Source organism: Acaryochloris sp. IP29b_bin.137 (genome assembly GCF_028285745.1).
Classification (GTDB): domain Bacteria; phylum Cyanobacteriota; class Cyanobacteriia; order Thermosynechococcales; family Thermosynechococcaceae; genus Acaryochloris.
This window is the reverse complement of record NZ_JANQOP010000042.1, coordinates 1-20,917: the sequence shown is the minus strand read 5'-3', so window position 1 is coordinate 20,917 and position 20,917 is coordinate 1. Positions and strand designations below refer to the sequence as shown.

The following is a 20,917-nucleotide window of genomic DNA, read 5'->3' as shown; positions in this document are numbered from 1 at the left end:
GGTTGCTGTTCAGCGGACATTGTGGATCTATTGTTTCAGCTAATTTTACGGACTTGTCCCATCTTATCGAAACCTTTGAAGGAATCACCGATAAAGTTGGACCTGGCCTCAAACCTCAACTCTCAATTTTGAACCTTTGTCATTGGACTGATTTTTCCCGTGCTTCAACCACGAGGTACCCAACTAAACGTCCCAATAGGAAAAAGTAACTAAATTTAATGATCACTCAGATTGGCGACTCAGCAATCGCCAATATTGAGGGAAAGGTCTCAGTCAATCTTCAGCGATGTTGTCTTGTCAGGTTAACTCCTATTTGTGGAAATCCTTCCATCTTCTGTTGCTCAAATTATCAATGCTGCTGGGGTTACGCCATTCATAAGGAGCCAAAGGACATCAGTTCTACCCCTAAACAGCATTGGCACCTCATCCCTTTTCGCTGAGATCTACGGTGCTCTAATGAAGATTCTTTGGCGGCTCGCTTTGAATTAAAAATTTTATTGTCTATTGTTCTAATATTTATAAATTAAATATGTAAATATTTTAATAATTATAATTTACGATTTTTTAGGACATATGAATTATAAATATTGACTATGGGCTAATATAATTCTTCTTTTTGAGATTTAAAGGCATTTTATTCTTTATCAAGCACTACAAACTCGTCAATAATGCTTACAGGTGCTGAAACTCAAGGGAGATTCTAGAGAATGAAATTAGCCTACTGGATGTACGCTGGTCCAGCGCATATTGGCACGTTGAGAGTGGCCAGTTCTTTTAAAAATGTTCATGGCATTATGCATGCTCCCTTGGGGGATGACTACTTCAACGTCATGCGCTCCATGCTAGAGCGAGAGCGGAACTTCACTCCCGTGACGGCCAGCGTGGTCGATCGTCATGTTTTAGCCCGTGGCTCGCAAGAGAAGGTAGTCGATAATATTACCCGCAAGGATGAAGAGGAAAATCCTGATTTGATTGTCCTCACCCCCACCTGCACCTCCAGTATTTTGCAAGAAGACCTGGAGAACTTTGTAGAGCGAGCTTCCCTCAGCACCCAAGGAGATGTCCTACTGGCTGATGTGAATCACTATCGCGTCAACGAGCTACAGGCTGCAGACCGTACCCTTGACCAAATTGTCCAGTTTTATATCCAAAAAGCCCGTAAGAATGGCGATTTACTGGAAGAAAAAACGGCTAAGCCTTCTGTAAATATCATTGGTATTTCCACCTTAGGGTTCCATAACCAGCATGACTGCACTGAACTGAAGCGGTTGATGGCTGACCTAGGCATTGAAGTCAACGAAGTCATTCCTGAAGGGGCTTCAGTCCATAACCTCAAGCGTCTCCCTCAAGCCTGGTTTAACCTGATTCCCTATCGTGAGATTGGCCATATGTCCGCTCACTATCTGGAGAAAGAGTTTGGCATGCCCTTCGTCGATATCACACCCATGGGTGTGGTGGAAACAGCTCGTTGCATTCGCAAGATTCAAGAAGTGTTGAATGCGCAAGGAGCAGACGTTAACTACGAAGAGTACATCGAAAACCAGACCCTCCATGTTTCCCAGGCAGCCTGGTTCTCTCGCTCCATCGACTGCCAAAACCTCACTGGTAAAAAAGCAGTCGTCTATGGCGATAACACCCATGCTGCAGCCATGACCAAAATCTTGGCACGGGAAATGGGCATTCATGTGGTTTGGGCGGGTACCTACTGCAAATATGATCAAGAATGGTTCCGCAAAGAAGTCAGCGAGTACTGTGACGAAGTGCTGATCAATGAAGATCATGGTGCCATCGGTGATGCTATTGCCCGAGTCGAACCCTCTGCGATCTTCGGCACCCAAATGGAGCGTCACGTAGGTAAGCGGCTCAATATCCCTTGTGGGGTGATTGCCGCTCCCATCCATATCCAAGATTTCCCCATCGGCTATAAGCCTTTCCTCGGCTACGAAGGAACGAATCAGGTGGCTGATTTGGTGTACAACTCCTTTACCCTAGGAATGGAAGACCATTTGCTAGAAATCTTCGGTGGCCATGACACCAAGGAAGTGATCACGAAGGGAATTTCAGCTGATTCTGATTTGGGTTGGAGTGCTGATGGGCAAGCCGAGCTCAACAAAATCCCCGGTTTTGTGCGCGGTAAAGTGAAGCGGAATACCGAGAAGTTCGCTCGTGAGCGTAATATTACCGAGATTACAGCTGAAGTGCTATATGCCGCGAAAGAAGCGGTGGGGGCATAACCTCAACTCTGATTGAAAGTAAAGATGTCAAGGTTGTCCAATCTCGGGCAGCCTTGCTCGTTTTGGGGAGAATTTAGACAGGCTGCCCTTTCAAAAAAGCTAGCGATTAAGGCTCAGCATAGTCTGACAGGGGGGCGCAGGAACAGACCAAGTTGCGATCGCCATAGGCATTGTTAATCCGACTAACAGCGGGCCAAAACTTAGACTCTCGCGTCCAGGGGGCAGGATAGGCAGCTTTCTCGCGGGAGTAGGGTCGGTCCCAGCTATCGGCAATCACCACATCAGCCGGATGAGGCGCATTCTTTAAGACGTTATTTTGGGCATCTGCTTGTCCGGCTTCAATCTCGGCAATCTCCGCGCGGATGGCAATCATTGCTTCACAGAATCGGTCCAGTTCAGCTTTGGATTCACTCTCGGTCGGCTCAATCATAATCGTGCCGGGTACGGGCCAAGACACTGTAGGTGCGTGATACCCGTAGTCCATCAGTCGCTTGGCAATATCTTCAACTTCGATGCCAGCCATTTTCTTCACCCCGCGCAAATCCAAGATGCATTCATGGGCTACTAACCCGGATTTCCCTTTGTACAACACTGGGTAGTAGGGGTCTAGACGCTTGGCAATATAGTTGGCATTAAGAATGGCGACCTCGGTCGCGTAAGTTAAGCCCCTAGACCCCATCAAGGCAATATAGACCCAGGAAATCGGCAGAATGCTAGCACTTCCCCAAGGAGCAGCCGCCACGGCCCCAATGCCTTGTTCCCCGCCCATGGATACCACCGGATGTTTGGGAATAAAGGGAACCAGATGCGCCGCGACTCCAATCGGCCCCATGCCTGGACCGCCGCCGCCATGGGGAATGCAGAAGGTTTTATGCAAATTCAGATGACAGACATCAGCACCAATATCGCCCGGACGGCAAAGTCCTACTTGAGCATTGAGGTTGGCACCATCCATATAGACCTGTCCCCCATTTTCATGGATCAGGTCACAAATCTCCTGAATGGTTTCTTCAAAAACACCGTGGGTGGAGGGATAGGTGACCATCAATGCCGATAGACGATCACGATGTTTCTCTGCTTTTTGGCGCAAATCAACCATATCGATGTTGCCCAGCGCATCACAGGCCACCACCACCACTTTCATTCCCGCCATCACTGCACTGGCTGGATTGGTACCGTGAGCAGAGTCGGGAATTAAACAGATATTGCGGTGGGTGTCTCCTCGGCTGGCATGGTATTGGTGAATCACTAACAAGCCTGTATATTCCCCTTGAGACCCCGCATTTGGTTGAAGCGAAATTCCGGCGAACCCCGTTATTTCAGCCAGCATGGTTTCTAGCTGTTGAAAGAGTTCCTTATATCCTTGAGCTTGATCCACTGGCACAAAGGGGTGGAGTTGACCGAACTCGGGCCAAGTAACGGGAACCATTTCCGAAGTGCCATTCAGTTTCATTGTGCAGGAGCCCAACGGAATCATCGAGGTGGTGAGGGACAGATCTTTAGCCTGCAACCGATGCATATAGCGAAGCAGTTCGGTTTCAGAATGGTAGGTGTTAAAAACTGGTTCAGCTAAATACTTGCTTTTGCGCTGATGTTGTTCGGGTAAGTCAATCGTCGCTTCGGCAAGCAAGTCTTCTAAAGTAAAGCAAAGTGGCTCTGAGGTAAATAAACTGAGAACATCCCACAGATCGGTGGGGGTGGTAGTTTCATCAAAGGCGATACTCACCGTCTTGGCATCCATATAGCGCAGATTAATGGATTTCGCGTGCGATCGCACCCGCAGTTCCTCTGCCGATAAGTCCCCTAACTTCACCGTCACGGTATCAAAGAACAGCTCCGCGGTCAGCTCAAAGCCGAGTTTCTTCAACCCAGTGGCTAACAAACCCGTCAATAGATGCGTGCGAGCGGCAATTTGTTTCAGCCCTTGCGGACCATGGTAGACGGCGTACATTCCCGCGATCACAGCTAATAAAACCTGAGCGGTACAAATATTGCTCGTGGCCTTATCTCGGCGGATATGTTGTTCACGGGTTTGCAAAGCCAGTCGTAGCGCTGGCTTATCCTGAACATCATGGGAGATTCCCACAATTCGACCAGGGATCTTGCGTTGATAGGCAGCTCGCGTGGCGAAGAACGCAGCATGAGGACCACCATATCCCAGGGGTACGCCAAAGCGTTGGCTATTACCCACCGCAATATCAGCGCCCCATTCCCCCGGTGGAGTCAGTAACAGCAGACTGAGCAGATCCGTCGCTACAGTTACGATGGCTCCTGCCTGATGGGCCACCTCAACAAAAGATCGATAGTCATCAATTGCTCCGTCTGTGGCGGGATATTGCAGTAATGCCCCAAAGGTCGTACCCTCGCCAAAGTCATACTGCTGGTGATCACCCACAATCACATCTATGCCAAGGGGCAAGGCCCGAGTATGAATAATATCAACGGTTTGGGGATGACATTTCTCAGAGACAAAGAAGGTTTTAGCGGTCTGCTTCTTTTGCAAGTTATAGCTCATGGCCATCGCTTCGGCAGCAGCGGTCCCTTCGTCTAGCAGCGAAGCATTGGCAATTTCCAACCCCGTTAAATCCATCACCATGGTTTGGAAGTTGAGCAGCGCCTCTAATCGTCCCTGAGCAATCTCTGCTTGATAGGGGGTGTATTGGGTATACCAGCCTGGGTTTTCAAGGATATTCCGCTGAATCACCGGAGGCGTAATACAGGCGGAGTATCCCGTGCCAATGTAGGACCGAAAGATTTTGTTTTTAGCAGCAATCGCTCGTAAGTCCTGAATCAGCTGATGTTCCCCCCGCTCTTGTCCCAAATTCAAAGGCTGCTTGAGACGGATCTGAGCAGGAACAGCCGCATCAATCAATGACGCCAGATCGTCCACCTTCATCGTCTCTAGCATTTGAGCAATTTCTGCTTCGCTGGGACCAATGTGGCGATGGGTAAACGTATCTGATGGTTTCAGTTTTGTTGGTAGATGCTGAGATAGCAGGGGACTCAGCGTTCCACTACCACCTTCCCCAGAGAAAAATGAGGTTTCAGGAGAAACAGAAGTTTTGATGGGGGATTGGGTCATGGCTACCGTATAGGCCTCAAACAACAGTTGAACAAAGGCGTGAAAGGCGATGGAGATGGAGGGGCCCGAAATAGGGTTGAAAATTCTATAAGTTTAGCAAAGAGATATGTAGCAAGATGATTATCTTGTATATCAGCTGTGCCCAATCCTTCCACAATCTAAGAAAACAGCTCAACTCACCGTAATCTAGCCTTCGATACAATGAAGAAGCAGAAAGACTACTTCCCCAATTAAGTGCCGGCCAAATGACTAGCCTTATTGTCAAATCCGAAAAAATTTCATTGCCGATTGATCTCTCGGCGCTGATCTCAACTCAACAAATGAGTTACCGGCAGTTCTGCGAATTTTGCCGTACCAACCCAGAACTCCGCATCGAACGCAGCGCTAGTGGGGAAGTCACCGTTATGCCACCTGCTTTTGCCGATACAGGAAATCGGAATTTCAAAATCGCTCAACAAATTGGTAACTGGGCAGATAAAAACAATACTGGAGAAGTGTTTGATTCTAGCGCTGGCTTTACTTTACCGAATGGCGCGACCCTTTCTCCAGATGCAGCTTGGATCCAATCTGAGCGTTGGCAAGCGCTATCCCCAGAAGAGCAGGCTTCATTTGCCCCTATCTCACCGGATTTTGTGGTAGAGCTACGGTCTAGCAGTGATTCGCTGATCAGACTGCAGGAGAAGATGGAGGAGTATATGGCAAATGGTGTGCGATTAGGGTTACTCATTGATCGAAAAAGCTGCCAAGTCCGTGTTTACCGCCCCCACAAGCCGCCTGAGATCTTAAACAACCCAGAATTTGTGAATTGTGAGCCAGAACTCCCTGGATTCCGATTGAAAATGAGGCAAATTTGGTAGTTGCGGCTTAACCTCCGCTTGTCCCTTGGGCCCAACTGTAGAAATTACCGTACCCGTTGGCCTGTCTCCATACCCAACGTCAGCAAAGCTTTCGCCCAGCCGATTCTCCCCTCAAGCCACCGCTTTTGGGATTGATGGGTTTGAGGACAGGTTTAGGGTTCGTTCGACTCAGATCTTGAAGTTGATCCTTTCCCATTTGCAATAATTAGAATGAGGCAAGAGATTGTATGGAATGGCCATTAACCCCTCAAAAGCCACATTGACCTACAGCCAAGAGCAAGTTCAGCAAATATTAAACCTTGCGATCGCGCAACAAGACTACGATGGCGAGTTTTCCCATGCCCAACTTCTCGAAATTGCTGAAGAACTTGGCATCCCCCAGCCCACGCTAGACCAAGCCATTCAGAACGTCAAAACTCAGCAAAGCGAGCTGGCTAGGCGGCAAAGCTTCGATCAGTACCGTCGGGCCAATTTACGCAAGAAAGCCGGACGATATGCGATCGCAAATTCCAGTCTCATCTTAGTCAATGCCTTAATGGGATTTTCGTTCCCCTGGTCCCTCTATATTGCCCTGTTGTGGGGACTCCGACTGGGACTTAATGCCTGGAATGTCTTCCACACTGGCGATGAAGCCTACGAACAGGCGTTCCGCCGATGGGAACGCAAGCATCAGCTTCAGCAAAAAGCCGATACTTGGCTGGGGCGAATTCTAAGTATCTAACCCTCCAAATGGCCGTCTGCCCATCTCCCCTCTCACTTGCGGAGGCGTCACTCCTCAATTTGTGCAATCCTTTGCACCCAGGAGTTAACTTATATGTTGCTCAAGTTAATTTATGTGTTTTGTGGTTGATCTGACAGTGGGTTGCTCAACGATAAGCGTAGAATTGGAAGGAAGCAAATATAAAGAAAATATTAAAACGTGTTCTAAACTCAGTTTTCGACAAGAAAAACCCTCACCTAGGGTGACTGTAATGAATTCCAATCGTCTCCGACAAGTTTGGGAAGTGATTGAAACGACTCAGACCGATGTCCTCACACAACTCAATGACAAACAACTGGTTCAAGTCTTGCTCACTAATCTTAAAGAGCGCAACTTGCTGCCTACTAGCGAGGAAGCCAATACCAAAGCATATCTTCAATCCCGGCTGCTGTTGATTCGAGAACTGGCTCAATCTCGGAAAGAATTATGCTGTCCGTTGAAAGTGAAGGTGGCCATCCATCCTCCCCTTGAAGTACTGACACGAGATTTAATCGCAGGCTAATAGGGGCCAGCAGAGTCAGGGTTCCAAGCAAGACCTCGTTATTAGGAGCGCTCCCCATCCGTCCCTTGAGAAGGCGTATCTGTGATCAAGTACCGATTCAAGAATGCGTTGGTCAACGAGAGCAAAATTGGCCCCAACAAGAATGCTAGTAAACCATGCACTTGAAAGCCTTGCACAAATACGGATGCCAGAGAAAAACAGATCCCATTCAGGACTAATAAGAATCCTCCCAGGGTTAACAAGGTTAGGGGAAACGAGAGAATGGTGAGGATCGGTTTAACTATGGCATTGACAATACCAATCGATATGGCTGCTGCGATCGCAACAGGAAAGTTGGCAATCTCAACGCCTGCAAACACGAAATCGACCACTAATAGGCTGAGAGCTGTTGCAAGTAGGGTTAAAACAAGTCCACGCATGTTCTTATCCGGGGTTGAGAGGGGATAACCATCAAAGCTTCAAACAGCGAAATCCTGAAGACGATAGATGAAGCAAACTGCACTTCTTACTCTAGTAGACAAATTTAGCCAACCAAGCGAAGCTAAAGATCATTTCACCTTTATTGCGTCTTGGAAAGGACAATAATGCAATGGTTCTCCGGGAGCTACTATTTTGTCCTTGGTCTTCAATCCGCTAGCTGAAACCTTTAGGCTAGTCATCAATGGGGTATTGACGATAGGGGAAGGTCTTAGGGCTATTGATACCCTCGGTTAATATCAAAGCTAAAGGTAATCCTTGAGTGACTGAAGGAGATCGCCATGGGTAAATCTCTGCCACCGAAAGCCATTATTGGACTGGGAAAATTTGCTTGGACCACCCTGTGGAATCTAATGATGTCGAATATGGCCCCTCGCAGCAAGGAAGGAGCCTATGTTCGTCCTGATAGCCAATTTCGACAAACCATTGCAGGTCCCGAGTCTGCTTTTCCTGCTGAGAATCGGCGATATAGGCTATACGTGGGATTAGGTTGTCCCTGGGCCCATCGAACCCTAGTGGTTCGGGCCTTGAAGGGTCTCCAAGACGTTATTGATGTTGTGGTCGTTCAGCCGTCAGCAACCGACGGAGGGTGGGTCTTTGTCTCCCAACATCAGGGGTGCAACAGTCTCAGGGATCTCTATCACCTTGCCCAACCCAGTTATGAGGGGCGCTGCACCGTTCCAGTCCTTTGGGATACTCAGACCCAAAGGATTGTCAATAACGAAAGCTCGGAAATTATTCTGATTCTCAATTCAGCCTTTAATGCTGTGGCCCAGCAGCCAGAACTAGACCTTTATCCAGAATCGTTACGTCGCCAGATCGACCAGTGGAACGAGAAAATCTATCATGCGGTCAATAATGGAGTCTATCGTTGTGGCTTTGCTCAAACCCAAGCCGCCTATGATCAAGCGGTGAACGAACTCTTCCAAGTGTTGGATGAGCTGGATCAAGTCTTGGCCAATCACCGCTACCTTTGCGGCGATTCCCTTACCCTAGCCGATGTTCGCCTGTTTCCCACCCTGTTCCGTTTTGATGTAGCCTACTACGGCTTGTTTAAGTGCAATCGCAGACGAATTCAAGACTACCCCCATTTAGGAGCTTATCTGCATGATTTGTATCAACTTCCCGGCGTGGCAGATACCTGTAATCTAGACGCCGTTAAGCAAAGCTATTATGGCACCCTATTCCCCTTGAATCCTGGCGGAATTATCCCCGCTGGACCAGATATTACCCGTTTATCGGCTCCCCACGGTCGCGAAACGATGGGACAAGCCCCTCAGTCGGTTTAAACCATAAGGTTAGGCTACCGATTGGACCACTGACAAGCGACTTGACCGATTATGCTGCTGTAACTTGAGCTAAAAGCGGCCCCATCCGCTAATTTGGAGATTGGGCAACGCTGTTGGATCGCGATCGTAACCCCATAAATAATTTCTGCAGCAGTCGGACCAATCACATGGGCGCCTAGAATCTGTCCATCCGCTTGGACAATCAACTTACTCCAGCCTGCCGTCAGATTTTGGAGCCGACCTGTGGGCGTATTGAGAAGGGAAGGATATACTACTCGAAAGGATAGCTGCTGTTGTTGGGCTTGTTGTTCTGTCAACCCGACCCTTGCTAGCGCTGGAGCGGTTTGAATTGACCAGGGCACGAGTCGATAATCCACCGTCGTCTGCCGTTTTGACAAGACATTTCTAACCGCCACTAAGGCTTCGTGGTGAGTAATATCAGCAAGGGTATACCCCCCTAAGACTGAACCACAGGCATAAATTTGAGAAGAAGACGTCTGGAGTTGAGGGTTGACCCATAGTCCTTGGGAACGGTGCTGAAGTTCAACATCCATCCGGCTGGGATGAATCGCTGATGATAAAGGTTCTGCTGCCCAAACTAACCTATCTACGGTCAGTTCACCATAATTCGTCACGACTTGATAGAAGGACTGGGATTTCGGAATTACTTCTTTAATTTGACAACGGGAAAAGATCTGAACGCCATCTGCCTCCAAATGGGCTTGGATCCGAGCGGCAGCCTCTGGATCTTCCCAAGGCAGAATATGGGGATGTTCGCAGAGCAAAGTAACTGGATATCCGAGACGGGCAATGGCTTGGCAGAGAATGGTCGAGATTGGCCCCCCTCCCACAACCAGAATAGGGTGTGACAGAGAAGGGGCTAGATTGTCTAAATATTCAATAATATTGGCGGGGAAAATCCAATCCTCTGTCTGCACACCTGGAATAGTGGGAGGACATTGATCGGCATCAAGGCAAAGCAGATAGCGGCGCGATCGCAACACCCGATCTTGAACATGTACCTGAAGCTGAGGTTCCTTTCGAAACTGGACTGCTCCATTAATTTGCTCAATGCCCAAGTTAGCCAACTGAGCAGGAGAATGCGGCGCTTGCCAGGTCATTGTCCTGGCCTCAGCCCATGCTTTTAGGGAACATTGATGAGGTCGGGTCTGGCTCCATTGATTCAAAAATAAATGATGGGGAATCACTTCCGGCGCGACGGAAATAAAGGCAACCCGCGCTGAACGTTCTTTTGCTGCGATCGCAGCAAAACGGGCCGCGGTATTATTTCCCACCACCACTAAATCGTAATCAACCGCCATACCTTATTCCAGATGATCCCGTTCTATCAATGTTATACAGATATGCTTGGCATGCAGTGCGCCAAAGCATTGAGCAACCGCTGATTTTCCTCAGGCGTTCGCACCGCAACGCGAAAGAAGTGCTCTCCCAACTCCGGGAAACTCAGGCAATCCCGAATCAGAATCTGATGATGTTTTAACAGGACTTCTTGTAGGGACGGCACTGAAACATCTGTGGCAACCAATAAAAAATTTGCAGCACTTTGATAGGGGCGAAATCCCCGCTCTATTAACCCTGTCATAAGCTGAGAGCGGGCATGGGGTAACCAATGCATCGTTTGTGTTTGAAAAGCATGATCTTCTAAAACAGCCACGCCAGCCGCCATAGCCAGAGAATTCACCGACCAGGGATCACGCCACTGCTGCCATCGCTGCAGATGGTCGGGATGACCCACGGCATAGCCCAAGCGTAAACCTGGGAGACTATAAAACTTGGTCAAAGAGCGCAAGATGATGAGATTTGGAAAATCTTGTATTTTAGGAATCAGGCTGAACTGATCCTGAGATGGGACAAAATCCATAAAGGCTTCATCCACCACAACCCATGCAAATTGGTTAAGTAGGCGCTCTGTTTGATTGAGGGATAGGATCTGTCCGGTTGGATTGTGAGGATTATTCAGCAATAGGCCTGACTCAGAGATTTCAGTAGACTGACCAATCGAAGTCAAGACTTGATCCATCAAACCGGGTAGGGAATCGTTCTGGCCTGCTTTAAAGTCCAGCGAAAACGAACGAATTTGAGCTTGAAATGCGTTTAACGCTCTTCGATAATCGGCAAACGCTGGCGTGACCATCGCCGTTGCAGGCAACTGGGCAAGGTCGCGACAGGCCCAGGTTAGTAACTCTGCAGATCCATTGCCAGGCAGAAACCAATTCATCGGCAGTTGATGAATGCGGCTTAATGTCTGACAGATAGCCTTACAGCTTGGATCAGGATAGGTGGTTAGGGTATCAAGGTGGGCTTGGACGGCTGAGATCGCAGTTTGCGGTGGCCCCAGCGGGTTAATACTGGCCGAGAAATCAAGAATGGAGTGAGGAGAGCAACCTGCTAAGTCTGCAGCCCATGCCAGGTTGCCCCCATGTATAGGGCGATTCAAATGTTACGCCTCATACAGAATTCAGATGGTTAAGAGAATTACTTTTTAGGGGCAACTTTTTCCTTGAATAGCTTACCTGCAGAGAAAGCTGGAACCTTAGTTGCGGGAATCTTCATTTTTGCACCGGTTTTGGGATTGCGACCCTCACGGGCTTTACGTTCGCGAGGTTCAAATGAGCCAAATCCCACCAAGGTGACTTTTTCCCCAGAAGAGACGGTTTCAACAATGGCCTCTAAGGCAGCAGAAAGAACTGCATCCGCCTGCTTTTTCGTGACACTTGCCTTATCAGCTACAGCGTCAACGAGTTCTCCTTTATTCATTGATTGACTCCTATTTGTTTAATTAAGCGTAAGCAAAAAATACTCGAGTCTGCTGATTTTGACTAAACCCTATAAAATTACGCAATTTTTCTAGAGCCTTTTTACAACCTAACAGGCTGAAATGTCGCAGCCACGATATTTTAATGGAATATTTTAATTGCTATTTGCTAAAAATAGATCGACCAAACCTTGATAACCTCTGGATTTCAGGTTTTTTTTAAAAATTGTGGTTCGGCGAGCAATATTAAATGGGGCTAAGTCTCATAGGTGAGCAAAAAACGATCGCCTCAGAATGCTTGCGGAAAAAGAGCTTCAAGGGATTACAAGGAAAAAATTTAAGGATTCAGATTTCATTAAAGAATTATTCAGTAATCGAAATTTAATTCTGTAAAAAATTATTAAGCTAAGCCATTTTTCGGGGGGCAACTGCTAAATACGCGGTATTTATCCTCAAAATCACCTTGATTTCTGAAAATTTACCCATGGGTAGCCGATGGCGAAAAGGACTGATTGACCCCTTTGAGTTTTCCTATGCTCCAGGAAAGCCAAAATTACAATTTTGTATGCGTTCATTCCTGGCATACAGAAGAGCAACTTGACAAGTTAGACTTTGGTCTACTTTCGACAGCTCCGGTAGAGCCATACAGTAATAAGCGGTCCCCCGACCCCAATATTGCTGATGGGTTGGCTATGGATGGACAGAATGTCTTATGGGGATTTAGGCAGATGAACCAAGGGGATCAAGGACAGAGAGGTCAGTGGGGAATCGGTCCACCCCCTGCTGGATATCGTTATTTAGAGTTATCCGTTAGTCCTCCAGAGCGTCAAGCGGTTATGCAACTCGCGTCTCAAGTTTTGCAAGATCCCCTGGCGCAATCGAAATTGTGCGATCGTATTTATGAACTGATGCAAAACGACTTGCAATATCAGCGTGAGCGGCAGCAGAACTATGGGGGGCGATATTAGTGGCCAGCAACAGCGAAACCCATAACCTCAACTATGTCACCGCCAACCGCTTTTATGTCGAGATCCAAGAGAAGAGCTATATCAGTGCTTGCTTTAGCGAATGTTCAGGGTTAAGCGCCAAAATTAAGCATGACACCTACTTTGAAGGTGGTGTTAACAACCAACAGCGGATTATCCTCGGCCAAACCGAATTCTCCGATGTCACCCTCAAACGGGGGATCACCAATGATCTGGTGTTTTGGGGATGGGCCAGTCGGATGCTCACCCAGCTAGAGCCCAGCGATCGCAATGTCAATCCTCAGCGTCGTAATATCAACATTCTCCTATTTAATCAAGCGGGAGAAACGATACAGACCTGGACCTTAATTGGTGCCGTTCCCGTGGGTTGGCAAGCGCCATCCCTCCAAGCGGATGCATCCACCGTTGCGATCGAAGAACTCACCCTGGCCTATGAAGGTCTAAAAGTTGTTGCCAATCTGCAACCCAGCAGTAATGCAGGCGGTGGGGCCACCTTCTTAAAAGGCAGAGATACGAATGCCGGAGGATTTTACCCCAGTAACTAACTTGCAAAGTTTATGGATATCAATTCAGGCCAAGGTCACCAATCCCTACCGGAAGAGATTCCTTCCTCAGACTCGCTTGGTCTTAGGCATCCATTGCTACCTCCCCCTGCGCTGGGACAATCATTTCTCCAACCTCATACTCTGTCTCCCTTAGGTGCAGTATCTCTAATCAATTTGGATACTTCTCTAACAGGTGAAAAAGACAGGGAAAATACTCTTTATAACCGTTTCTCTGCTCAAGGGCCAACGGAAATAATTGACGACAGCTTTTCAGGTCATACCCATATTTCTCCATCCGTCGGAATCCAGTTTCCTGAAGCTGCACAGCCCAAAGCTCTTATGCCAAAAGCATCCGTCGAGAGGCTTCAACCCCCACCAGAGTCAGTTTCAGCCCATCAGGAACAGCCACCAACTGCAAACAATGCCGATATAAGCCCCAGCAATGCAGCTCCGGCAACAGAATTAGAACAGTCGCCATCCAGTAAGGTTAGTTCAGCTCTAAATGATGACCAATCCCTAGTAACTTCCCCAGCTCAACCTCCATCTGAGCATCCGATCTCTCCACAGTCTTCCAGCCCCCATTCTGATCAGGCTGAGTCAGTCAGGCAGACTGATCCAGATCAAAGCGGTCCTAATGATGCTCTTCAACCCAAACAGATCCAAGCTCCTGAACTTGGCTTTCCAGCTACTGAACCTCAGTCTCAAGAGTCTACAAATTTCTCAGTTCCCTCCCCAACAGAAAATGCTTCAGGCTATCAAGCATCAGCGGTGGTTTCAGAGCAACCTAATCAGGAGTCCAAACAAAAATCAGACCAAACTAAGCAACAATCAATCGCCCATCCTCCCCCCGAAGGCTCTAAGGAAGTAAGTCCTTTTGCCCATCCACCAGAAGTATCGCCCCTTCAGGCGAAACCTCTGGACAATACTGATTCTGTGCTCCCCACAATTCAAGAGAGCCCCTCTAATCATCGAGAACAGGCAACTCATAGAAACTCAGACGTAAAGCCTCCTAACCAAGAATCCCTGCCTCTTGTTAAACCCACTCATTCTGATTCACCTTCAATCAAAGACTCAGAGACCTCTGGTCACCTTCAACCCAGCTACCCAGAAGCTTCATCTTTCAACGATACTTCTGTAGCTCAATCTAAGCCAAAAGAATTGGTTGGCCAAAACAAAGAAGTATCAGCCCCAGAAGTTCCACGTTCTGAACACAATCCTAATCGCCTGGAACAGCAAGTCTCTGGCGCACAGTTTCTGTCAGCTTCGAGCCAAGCGCCTCTGCCTGCTCCAAACCAGGAACAGCAAGTTTCTGAAATACAACTTGCAAAGTCTCCATCCGTTTCGAGTCAAAAGTCACAAGATGTCCCTGCTGCCAACAAAGAGGATGGGGTCTCTATACCGTCAGAAGGATCGACTGACAAAACCACAGATTTGCCTATTAATCAGACGGTAAAGTCATCTCCTAGTCCTTCTAACCATCAGCAAACGAGTAACTCACAGTCTCCTCACGCCAACCCAAGAGTAGAGACTAATCCAAGCATCCCGGTTAGCAATGGCCTACCAATCGAAAATACTGCAACACCCAGCACTCCAGTCCAAATCAACGAGAAATCAACAGAGCCGACAACTGTCCAAAGAGTTGCCCAACCCTTCACTCAACAATCACCTGATGATCAACCTTTACAGGAGGAGAGTTACAAGACACCTAACGATCTAACCCAGACTAGCGGGAGACCAATCGAGACAACAAGTGTTCAAAGAAAAGAGAGTTCTACGGCTCAGACAACTACTGATACCCCACTTACACCAACGGTAGAGACTAAACAAACTAGTTCTAGTCATGAACCCTCAATAACAGAGAATCCCTCTACACTTAGCTCTTCGATTAAGGCAGATAGGGAGGCGATACAAGAAAAAATTCTCCAAAGATCAGACAGTCATTCTCCTCAGGCATCAACTGAAACATCTGCTACAAAACAGAAGAAACAGAGCAAAAAAAGCAAACAGAAAAAGATTCCCTTGCAAACTCAGCTCTTGCGAGCGGGGGAACGGGCTAAACAGGATATTAACAAGGTTGGTAAGCAGCTCAAGCAGGCTTCGGACTCTCTCCCCATCGGCAAATCAGAAACTAAGGCAAGGCAAAGAGGCTCCACGAGTAATTCCCCTCAACTCCAACCGTCCAATACTCCATCGCTTCCAGCCGCATCATCTCCAGACTCAAAACAATCATCTCCGGAATTATCTCTAATCCAAAGCGAAACGCAGGCCTCAGAGCAAACAGCTTCTCCAGAAAAAACGCTTCCAAAGGCAGCTGAGGTTGTCAACCATCAACAGAATGCTTCAACTGTTCAAGCAATCCCTGAATCAGATGACTCCTCCCAAGAGCATCCTTCCTCTACGCCAATACAAACGCAGATATCAGAGCCAACAATTCAGCGAGACAAACATCCTGACTCAAACTCTGACATCACAGAGGTGTCTGAGCCTATCCCTAATTCCAAGGGTACTAGACAAAATCAAATTGAATCTGAATCATCAGCATCGCAGTCCAGTGCAGAGCAGAAAAAGGCTAGTGATATAGTTTCTAGTCCTGGGGCTAGTTCTTCTCGAGCTAAGTCAAAAAAGCGAAGACAATTCCCAACACAACCCCTGCAACGGCTGACCAGCTTCAGTAAGCAGGTTGTGGATACCGTCAGTCGCCAGATTGAGCCTCATCCTGATGAGGGTGCTATCCCTCAACAAACCCCATCCAGCGCATCAGCGCAGATTAGTGCAGAACACACCAGTGGAACTGTCCCATCTCAAAGAACGATAGCTGAAGGCAAACACCCCCAACAACCCACACCTGGTAATAACAAAAACTCTAATGACATCACAGCAGGTTCGGCACTGCCAGGCACTCAGGCCCAACCTTCAGCACCGGATGCAGATCTTAGTTCACAGTCTTCACCCAGTGCTAGCGTTCAAGGGAGCCAAGAGGGTCTAGCCAATCTTCCTATTCAGAAAACAACCGAAGAAAATCTCCAAACTCAATCATTTCCCATTTCGCAGACAGCAGAATCCCCACCTTTAGGATCTGTGCCTCTTCAACCTGAGAAAATATCCGCTCCGAGTCGCTCTAGGGAACCCTCGACTCAGGAAAAGCAGATACCAGCCTCTCTTTCGAAATCAGAATCACAATCCAATGTGGTTAAACCTGAGTGGCAAGCACTTCAGAATCAAGTCGCAGATGAACTCGTCAATCTAGGATCAAAAATTAAAGAGAGGGTTAATCGGTCGATACGAAGACAAATTTCACAAGATCCATTGTCGAAGCCTAAGTCAGCGAAGGAAGCGAGTTCGGTTGAACCAACTCAATCCCTCGGTGTTGCAGAGACCAACCTATCCATACAACCTGCAGATGTTTCTGAGTCTAATGAAGATAATATTCAGGCTTCTGCTGAGCCGAACTCAGGTAAGGAGCAAACCTTAGAGACTGATCCAGTACAACTCGCTCCTCTATCTAACTCTGCAATAGAAAGTCTGGAGCAAACTGGTGGAAACTCTGTCGTTACGCCTTCACTAGACGAAGATAATAATCTAGCAGAAGTAAACGCAGTGCCTCCGATTCAAACTAACTCTATTGATGAAGCAGAGGTTAAGACGCCACAACAAGATTCAGAACAAAGTGATGCGACGTTGCGATCGCAAAATAAGAACTCTATCCAGAAGTCTCAAAATAGCTCTGAATTAACGTCTGTGAGTCCAGACCATCAAAGTATTGTAATCTCTGAATCGTCTCAAAGTCGCGATCGCAACAATCCCCTCAATTCCCCTATTTCAAAAATAGGAACAACCATTGTTCAGCAGCTAGCGAATTTGCGCCCTAAAAAGGCGAAGTCCAAACGCAAGACAAAAAAACAGAAGTCAACATCTCCAGCCCAACTATCCAGCGAGAAGACGTCAACCCCTTCAATCCCCCCTGCCTCAAATTCTGTACCAGATCAAATCTCTCAATCTACGGATCAGCCAGAAATCTCAAAACCACCAACTGTTCAGACACAAGCATCACCCAATACGGGAGATATAGCAGTACAAAGTCAGCATATTAGTGAAAAGGATGATGCAGGTCCGGTGCAGAATGAGATGGTCTCAGACCAACCTCCAAGAATCGAACCATCAGCCACTGTTGACTCCCCAAAATCAGAAAATCTTGCATCTGATCTTCCTTCACCCTTAGTTGATAGCTCCGCTGAGCTGAATTCACACACATCAGAATTTATCCAACCACAGCCCATCTCTGCTGAAGGAACCGACTCTAATCCCCCAGACATAGAGAGTTCAAGCTATGCCAACGAACCCAATATTCAGAGAAAAGCAGAACTTCCTTCTCCGTCTACTTCAAATGAGAGGCGACTTGCTTCTCAGAAAGATTACGTTTCTCAAGGTGAAGTATCAGCGCAAGCAGCCGCTAATCCAAGTACGGGTAGTGAAGGAGACCCAATCCAACATCAAGCCACATCTCATCCACAAACATCACAGCCCGTTGATGATTCAATAAAACAATCAACAGGTTCCACCGTCTCAAATACGCATCCTCAAACTGTACTACCTGTCCAGGCGCAAAAAATCCCTCAAGAGGATTTAGGAATATCCGATACTCAGACTCCACTAGCCAACCCATCCGCCGATCAAGATAGCCTATCCCCACAGCACATTACTCAAGATCAATCTACACCTTCTCTACCAGACTCTGATATTCAACATTCACTAGAACAAACTGTCCCGGCAACAGCATCAACATCTCCAGAATGTCCGCCCATTGGTGAAATTTCTATTCAGACTAAGGTTGAATATCCATCAACAACTCACCCGATTCAACCTCAACAGCAGCTCACACCTAACCCCCATTCATCTGCCCAGCACTCTAGGGCAGAACAAAACCAGCTTTCCAGTGAGAGTAAGTTCAATGATGCTAATGAGATTTCTGAGATCGAGGTTAGTGGTTTAGGAGTTGATCCCTCAACATCCCTAGTTCAAACCTTCAGACCCAATTTCGACAATGTAAGCGACTCATTAACCCAAACGTCTGGCCACAATCTGGATAGTACTCATAACAAAACATTCCCAGATGGAGGGCAAGACTTCGACATTCAGGAAGATCATCCTTCTCCTACGATTCAAGCCAAAGTAGATCTGACCGAGAAGAACGTTTCTGAAACGATTTCATCGCCTGCTATAGCCGATGATACGAATATTGCTTCTCCTCAAAGCCCTAATTCTGCCTCAGACACTGCAGATAATATTGCGCCCCTAAATACAAGCGATAGCGCGAGTATAAATACCGCCGGGACGAACGACATTATTCAGCTGAGTACTGAGACTAGCGAACCAGAAAACACTCAGCTAAAAGCCTCTGAAACTCCTGAATTAGAAGATCCTTCTGCGCCGTCAGAATCAACCACAGAAGAATCAAATCTGGCATCTAAGCCAACTTCTAATGTTCCAATTCAAACTGTTGAGATTTCCGTGGTTCAACCCAAGGCTGAATCACAGCCTCAGCAAGCGATCTCTGGTCAATCGTTTGATGAGAGCGATCGCATTCAAGCATCAACTTCAAAAGCTGAAGATAATCTCTCCATACAACCCACCTCAGATAGCCAACTTTCCCAATCAACTGAGCCATCCGAACCACAGCAAATTGCACCACAGATTTCGTCGCAAACTCCACCAACCGTCACACCTTCCGTTGATCTGTCTGAATTAGCCCCCGTCATTCAATCCTCAACAGTAGAGGAATCTCACACCCCTAATGCGGCTCCTACCGATATTTCAGAAGAGTCAGGAATCATTCAATCTACTCATCAGCCCAATACAAAGTCCGATTCGACCCTATCCACCTCAAGTTCAAACAATTCGGATCAGGTTAATTCCAATGCCCCAACCCATCCGAATATTTCTGACACAGAAACTCCAGAATTACAACAACTTACAACTGAAAATATTGCTGATTCATCCCCTCAAGTATCAGAAAGCATCCAGCCTCAACCGGACAAGATAGATTCTTCCCATCGTCGGGTGATAGAAATTTCAGCTCAGCTCCCCGAAGAGAATAGTGGAACGACTAACCCGCCCGCTCCAGAGCTATCGTCAAGTCCATCCTCCGACCTAAACCAGAATCAACCTCTTCAACCAAAGTTGGAAAACAACGCTTCCTTGACAGAAGCAGGTCCTGGCCTTACTCATACAGAATCATCTCCTGATACTGCACAAAAATCCGAGGTTGCAGAAGTTCCTCAAGTAAGTGCTGATTCAAATATTCAGGCTTCCACAGCAGATCATATTGGTCCCCCTCTCACTTCAACTAAGTCGCAATCATTAGAACTAAATCAACCAATAGTTCAGCGCCAAGCAGAAGCCACTCCTGATGGAGCCCATCAGGAGATAGAAGAAGAACATACTTCGTCGGATTCTACAGATTCTCCTCAACGACGAGTTATTGAGTTAGCGGCTAAACCCCCTGAATCAGATCTATCTGAAGGAAACTCCCCAGATCTAACCGTTGCTCAGCTACTGGCGAACGGCCAGGCTCCCTCGCCCTTGTCCAGCATTTCAGATAACTTGGTTTCTCCTAAGCACCTGAGTAGCCTTTTGCCTACCAGTAAACCTAAGCGCCAATCCCAGGCACCCAGCCATTTCCCAAGTCTAGATGCTCCACCAGATCTAGTCTCTGTTTCTGGAGATGTGGCAAGTTTTGAGGATACTTTGGAGGTAGGTGTAGAGGGTGCGATCGCGCCCGCAATACAGCGCTCAAATAGTCGTTCAGACCAGGCACTCCCTTCAAGTTGGTCTAGTATCGAAGATCTATTCACAGCTCAACCACAATCACCTAAAATCGTCCAACGTAAAACAAAATCGCCCTCTCCAGCGTCTGTAACTACATCAGATTTAGTCCTCACCCCCACTGGAATTTATCCTGAGAAGCAAGTCCAACGAAAACCTGCTCCCATCCAGCGGACCCAAACCGTGCAAAAGGTATCTGCAACGCCTCCGGTCTCTTCCACTCCTCCAACCACCGAAGTGGTGATGCGCCAGTTCCAAACAGAACAGCCCACCGAATCTGAAGTAGACGAGCAAAATTTCGAAATCCTAGCAAGGGAGATCTATCATGTCCTGCGTCAGCGCTTAGAAGTCGAACGAGAACGACATGGAGGGTATCATTCCGGTCGTTTGCCTTGGTGATGTTCTAACGAAAAGGTTGAAAATAAACCATGACCTATAGTGGTTCTCGCAGTAATAATAGTGCCGTTGCCTCAGGCAAGTTAGCCAAGGCAACTTTAGTCCACCAACCCACGGACAAGAGTAAAGATATTGAATTTATGTTCAATCCCACAGAGTTGGTTTTTCAGCAGTCGATGCGTCTAAATGAA

Annotated in this window: 13 protein-coding genes; 8 read left to right on the top strand and 5 right to left on the bottom strand. The window is 47.4% G+C overall.

Annotated features, from left to right (window positions below; genetic code table 11):
• The first annotated feature begins 707 nt into the window (after window positions 1-707).
• A complete protein-coding gene (bchB, locus tag Q0991_RS03400; protein WP_299485522.1) occupies window positions 708-2,234 on the top strand; it encodes a ferredoxin:protochlorophyllide reductase (ATP-dependent) subunit B in 1,527 nt (508 codons plus the stop codon).
• A gap of 106 nt (window positions 2,235-2,340) precedes the next feature.
• Here the strand turns inward: bchB and gcvP are convergent, their stop codons facing one another.
• Complete coding sequence (gcvP, locus tag Q0991_RS03395; protein WP_299485520.1) at window positions 2,341-5,316, bottom strand: aminomethyl-transferring glycine dehydrogenase; 2,976 nt, start codon at window positions 5,314-5,316, stop codon at window positions 2,341-2,343.
• A gap of 245 nt (window positions 5,317-5,561) precedes the next feature.
• On the opposite strand from gcvP, the gene Q0991_RS03390 reads away from it, so the two are divergent.
• From Q0991_RS03390 to Q0991_RS03380, 3 genes are all read left to right on the top strand, one after another.
• The gene (locus Q0991_RS03390; protein ID WP_299485518.1) at window positions 5,562-6,173 is read left to right on the top strand and encodes a Uma2 family endonuclease; all 612 of its coding nucleotides are present in this window, start codon (window positions 5,562-5,564) and stop codon (window positions 6,171-6,173) included.
• A gap of 232 nt (window positions 6,174-6,405) precedes the next feature.
• Entirely contained in the window at window positions 6,406-6,894 is a 489-nt protein-coding gene (locus tag Q0991_RS03385) for a 2TM domain-containing protein (protein WP_299485515.1), read from the top strand.
• Between the two features lie 250 nt (window positions 6,895-7,144).
• Complete coding sequence (locus Q0991_RS03380) at window positions 7,145-7,435, top strand: hypothetical protein (protein WP_299485513.1); 291 nt, start codon at window positions 7,145-7,147, stop codon at window positions 7,433-7,435.
• Between the two features lie 41 nt (window positions 7,436-7,476).
• On the opposite strand, the gene Q0991_RS03375 is transcribed toward Q0991_RS03380, so the two are convergent.
• Entirely contained in the window at window positions 7,477-7,854 is a 378-nt protein-coding gene (locus Q0991_RS03375; protein WP_299485511.1) for a phage holin family protein, read from the bottom strand.
• Window positions 7,855-8,193: 339 nt separating this feature from the next.
• Between Q0991_RS03375 and Q0991_RS03370 the strand changes: the two genes are divergently transcribed.
• On the top strand, window positions 8,194-9,201 hold the full coding sequence (locus Q0991_RS03370; protein WP_299485509.1) for a glutathione S-transferase family protein: 1,008 nt from the start codon (window positions 8,194-8,196) through the stop codon (window positions 9,199-9,201).
• 14 nt (window positions 9,202-9,215) lie between these two features.
• On the opposite strand, the gene Q0991_RS03365 is transcribed toward Q0991_RS03370, so the two are convergent.
• The 3 genes from Q0991_RS03365 to Q0991_RS03355 are packed head-to-tail and all read right to left on the bottom strand — an operon-like array spanning window position 9,216 to window position 11,979.
• Window positions 9,216-10,523, bottom strand: coding sequence for an FAD-dependent oxidoreductase (locus tag Q0991_RS03365; protein ID WP_299485507.1), 1,308 nt, complete (start codon window positions 10,521-10,523; stop codon window positions 9,216-9,218).
• A 32-nt stretch (window positions 10,524-10,555) separates the two neighbouring features.
• Entirely contained in the window at window positions 10,556-11,659 is a 1,104-nt protein-coding gene (gene cobD, locus Q0991_RS03360) for a threonine-phosphate decarboxylase CobD (RefSeq protein WP_299485505.1), read from the bottom strand.
• A 38-nt stretch (window positions 11,660-11,697) separates the two neighbouring features.
• Window positions 11,698-11,979: an HU family DNA-binding protein gene (locus tag Q0991_RS03355; protein WP_299485503.1), complete on the bottom strand. Its 282-nt coding sequence runs from the start codon at window positions 11,977-11,979 to the stop codon at window positions 11,698-11,700.
• Between the two features lie 531 nt (window positions 11,980-12,510).
• On the opposite strand from Q0991_RS03355, the gene Q0991_RS03350 reads away from it, so the two are divergent.
• From Q0991_RS03350 to Q0991_RS03340, 3 genes are read left to right on the top strand one after another with little or no spacing between them, the layout of a single operon-like run.
• The gene (locus Q0991_RS03350; protein WP_299485501.1) at window positions 12,511-12,945 is read left to right on the top strand and encodes a hypothetical protein; all 435 of its coding nucleotides are present in this window, start codon (window positions 12,511-12,513) and stop codon (window positions 12,943-12,945) included.
• Complete coding sequence (locus Q0991_RS03345) at window positions 12,945-13,508, top strand: phage tail protein (protein WP_299485499.1); 564 nt, start codon at window positions 12,945-12,947, stop codon at window positions 13,506-13,508. The genes Q0991_RS03350 and Q0991_RS03345 overlap by 1 nt, the downstream gene beginning before the upstream one ends.
• A 12-nt stretch (window positions 13,509-13,520) precedes the next feature.
• Window positions 13,521-20,729: a hypothetical protein gene (locus Q0991_RS03340; RefSeq protein ID WP_299485497.1), complete on the top strand. Its 7,209-nt coding sequence runs from the start codon at window positions 13,521-13,523 to the stop codon at window positions 20,727-20,729.
• Window positions 20,730-20,917 lie beyond the last annotated feature (188 nt).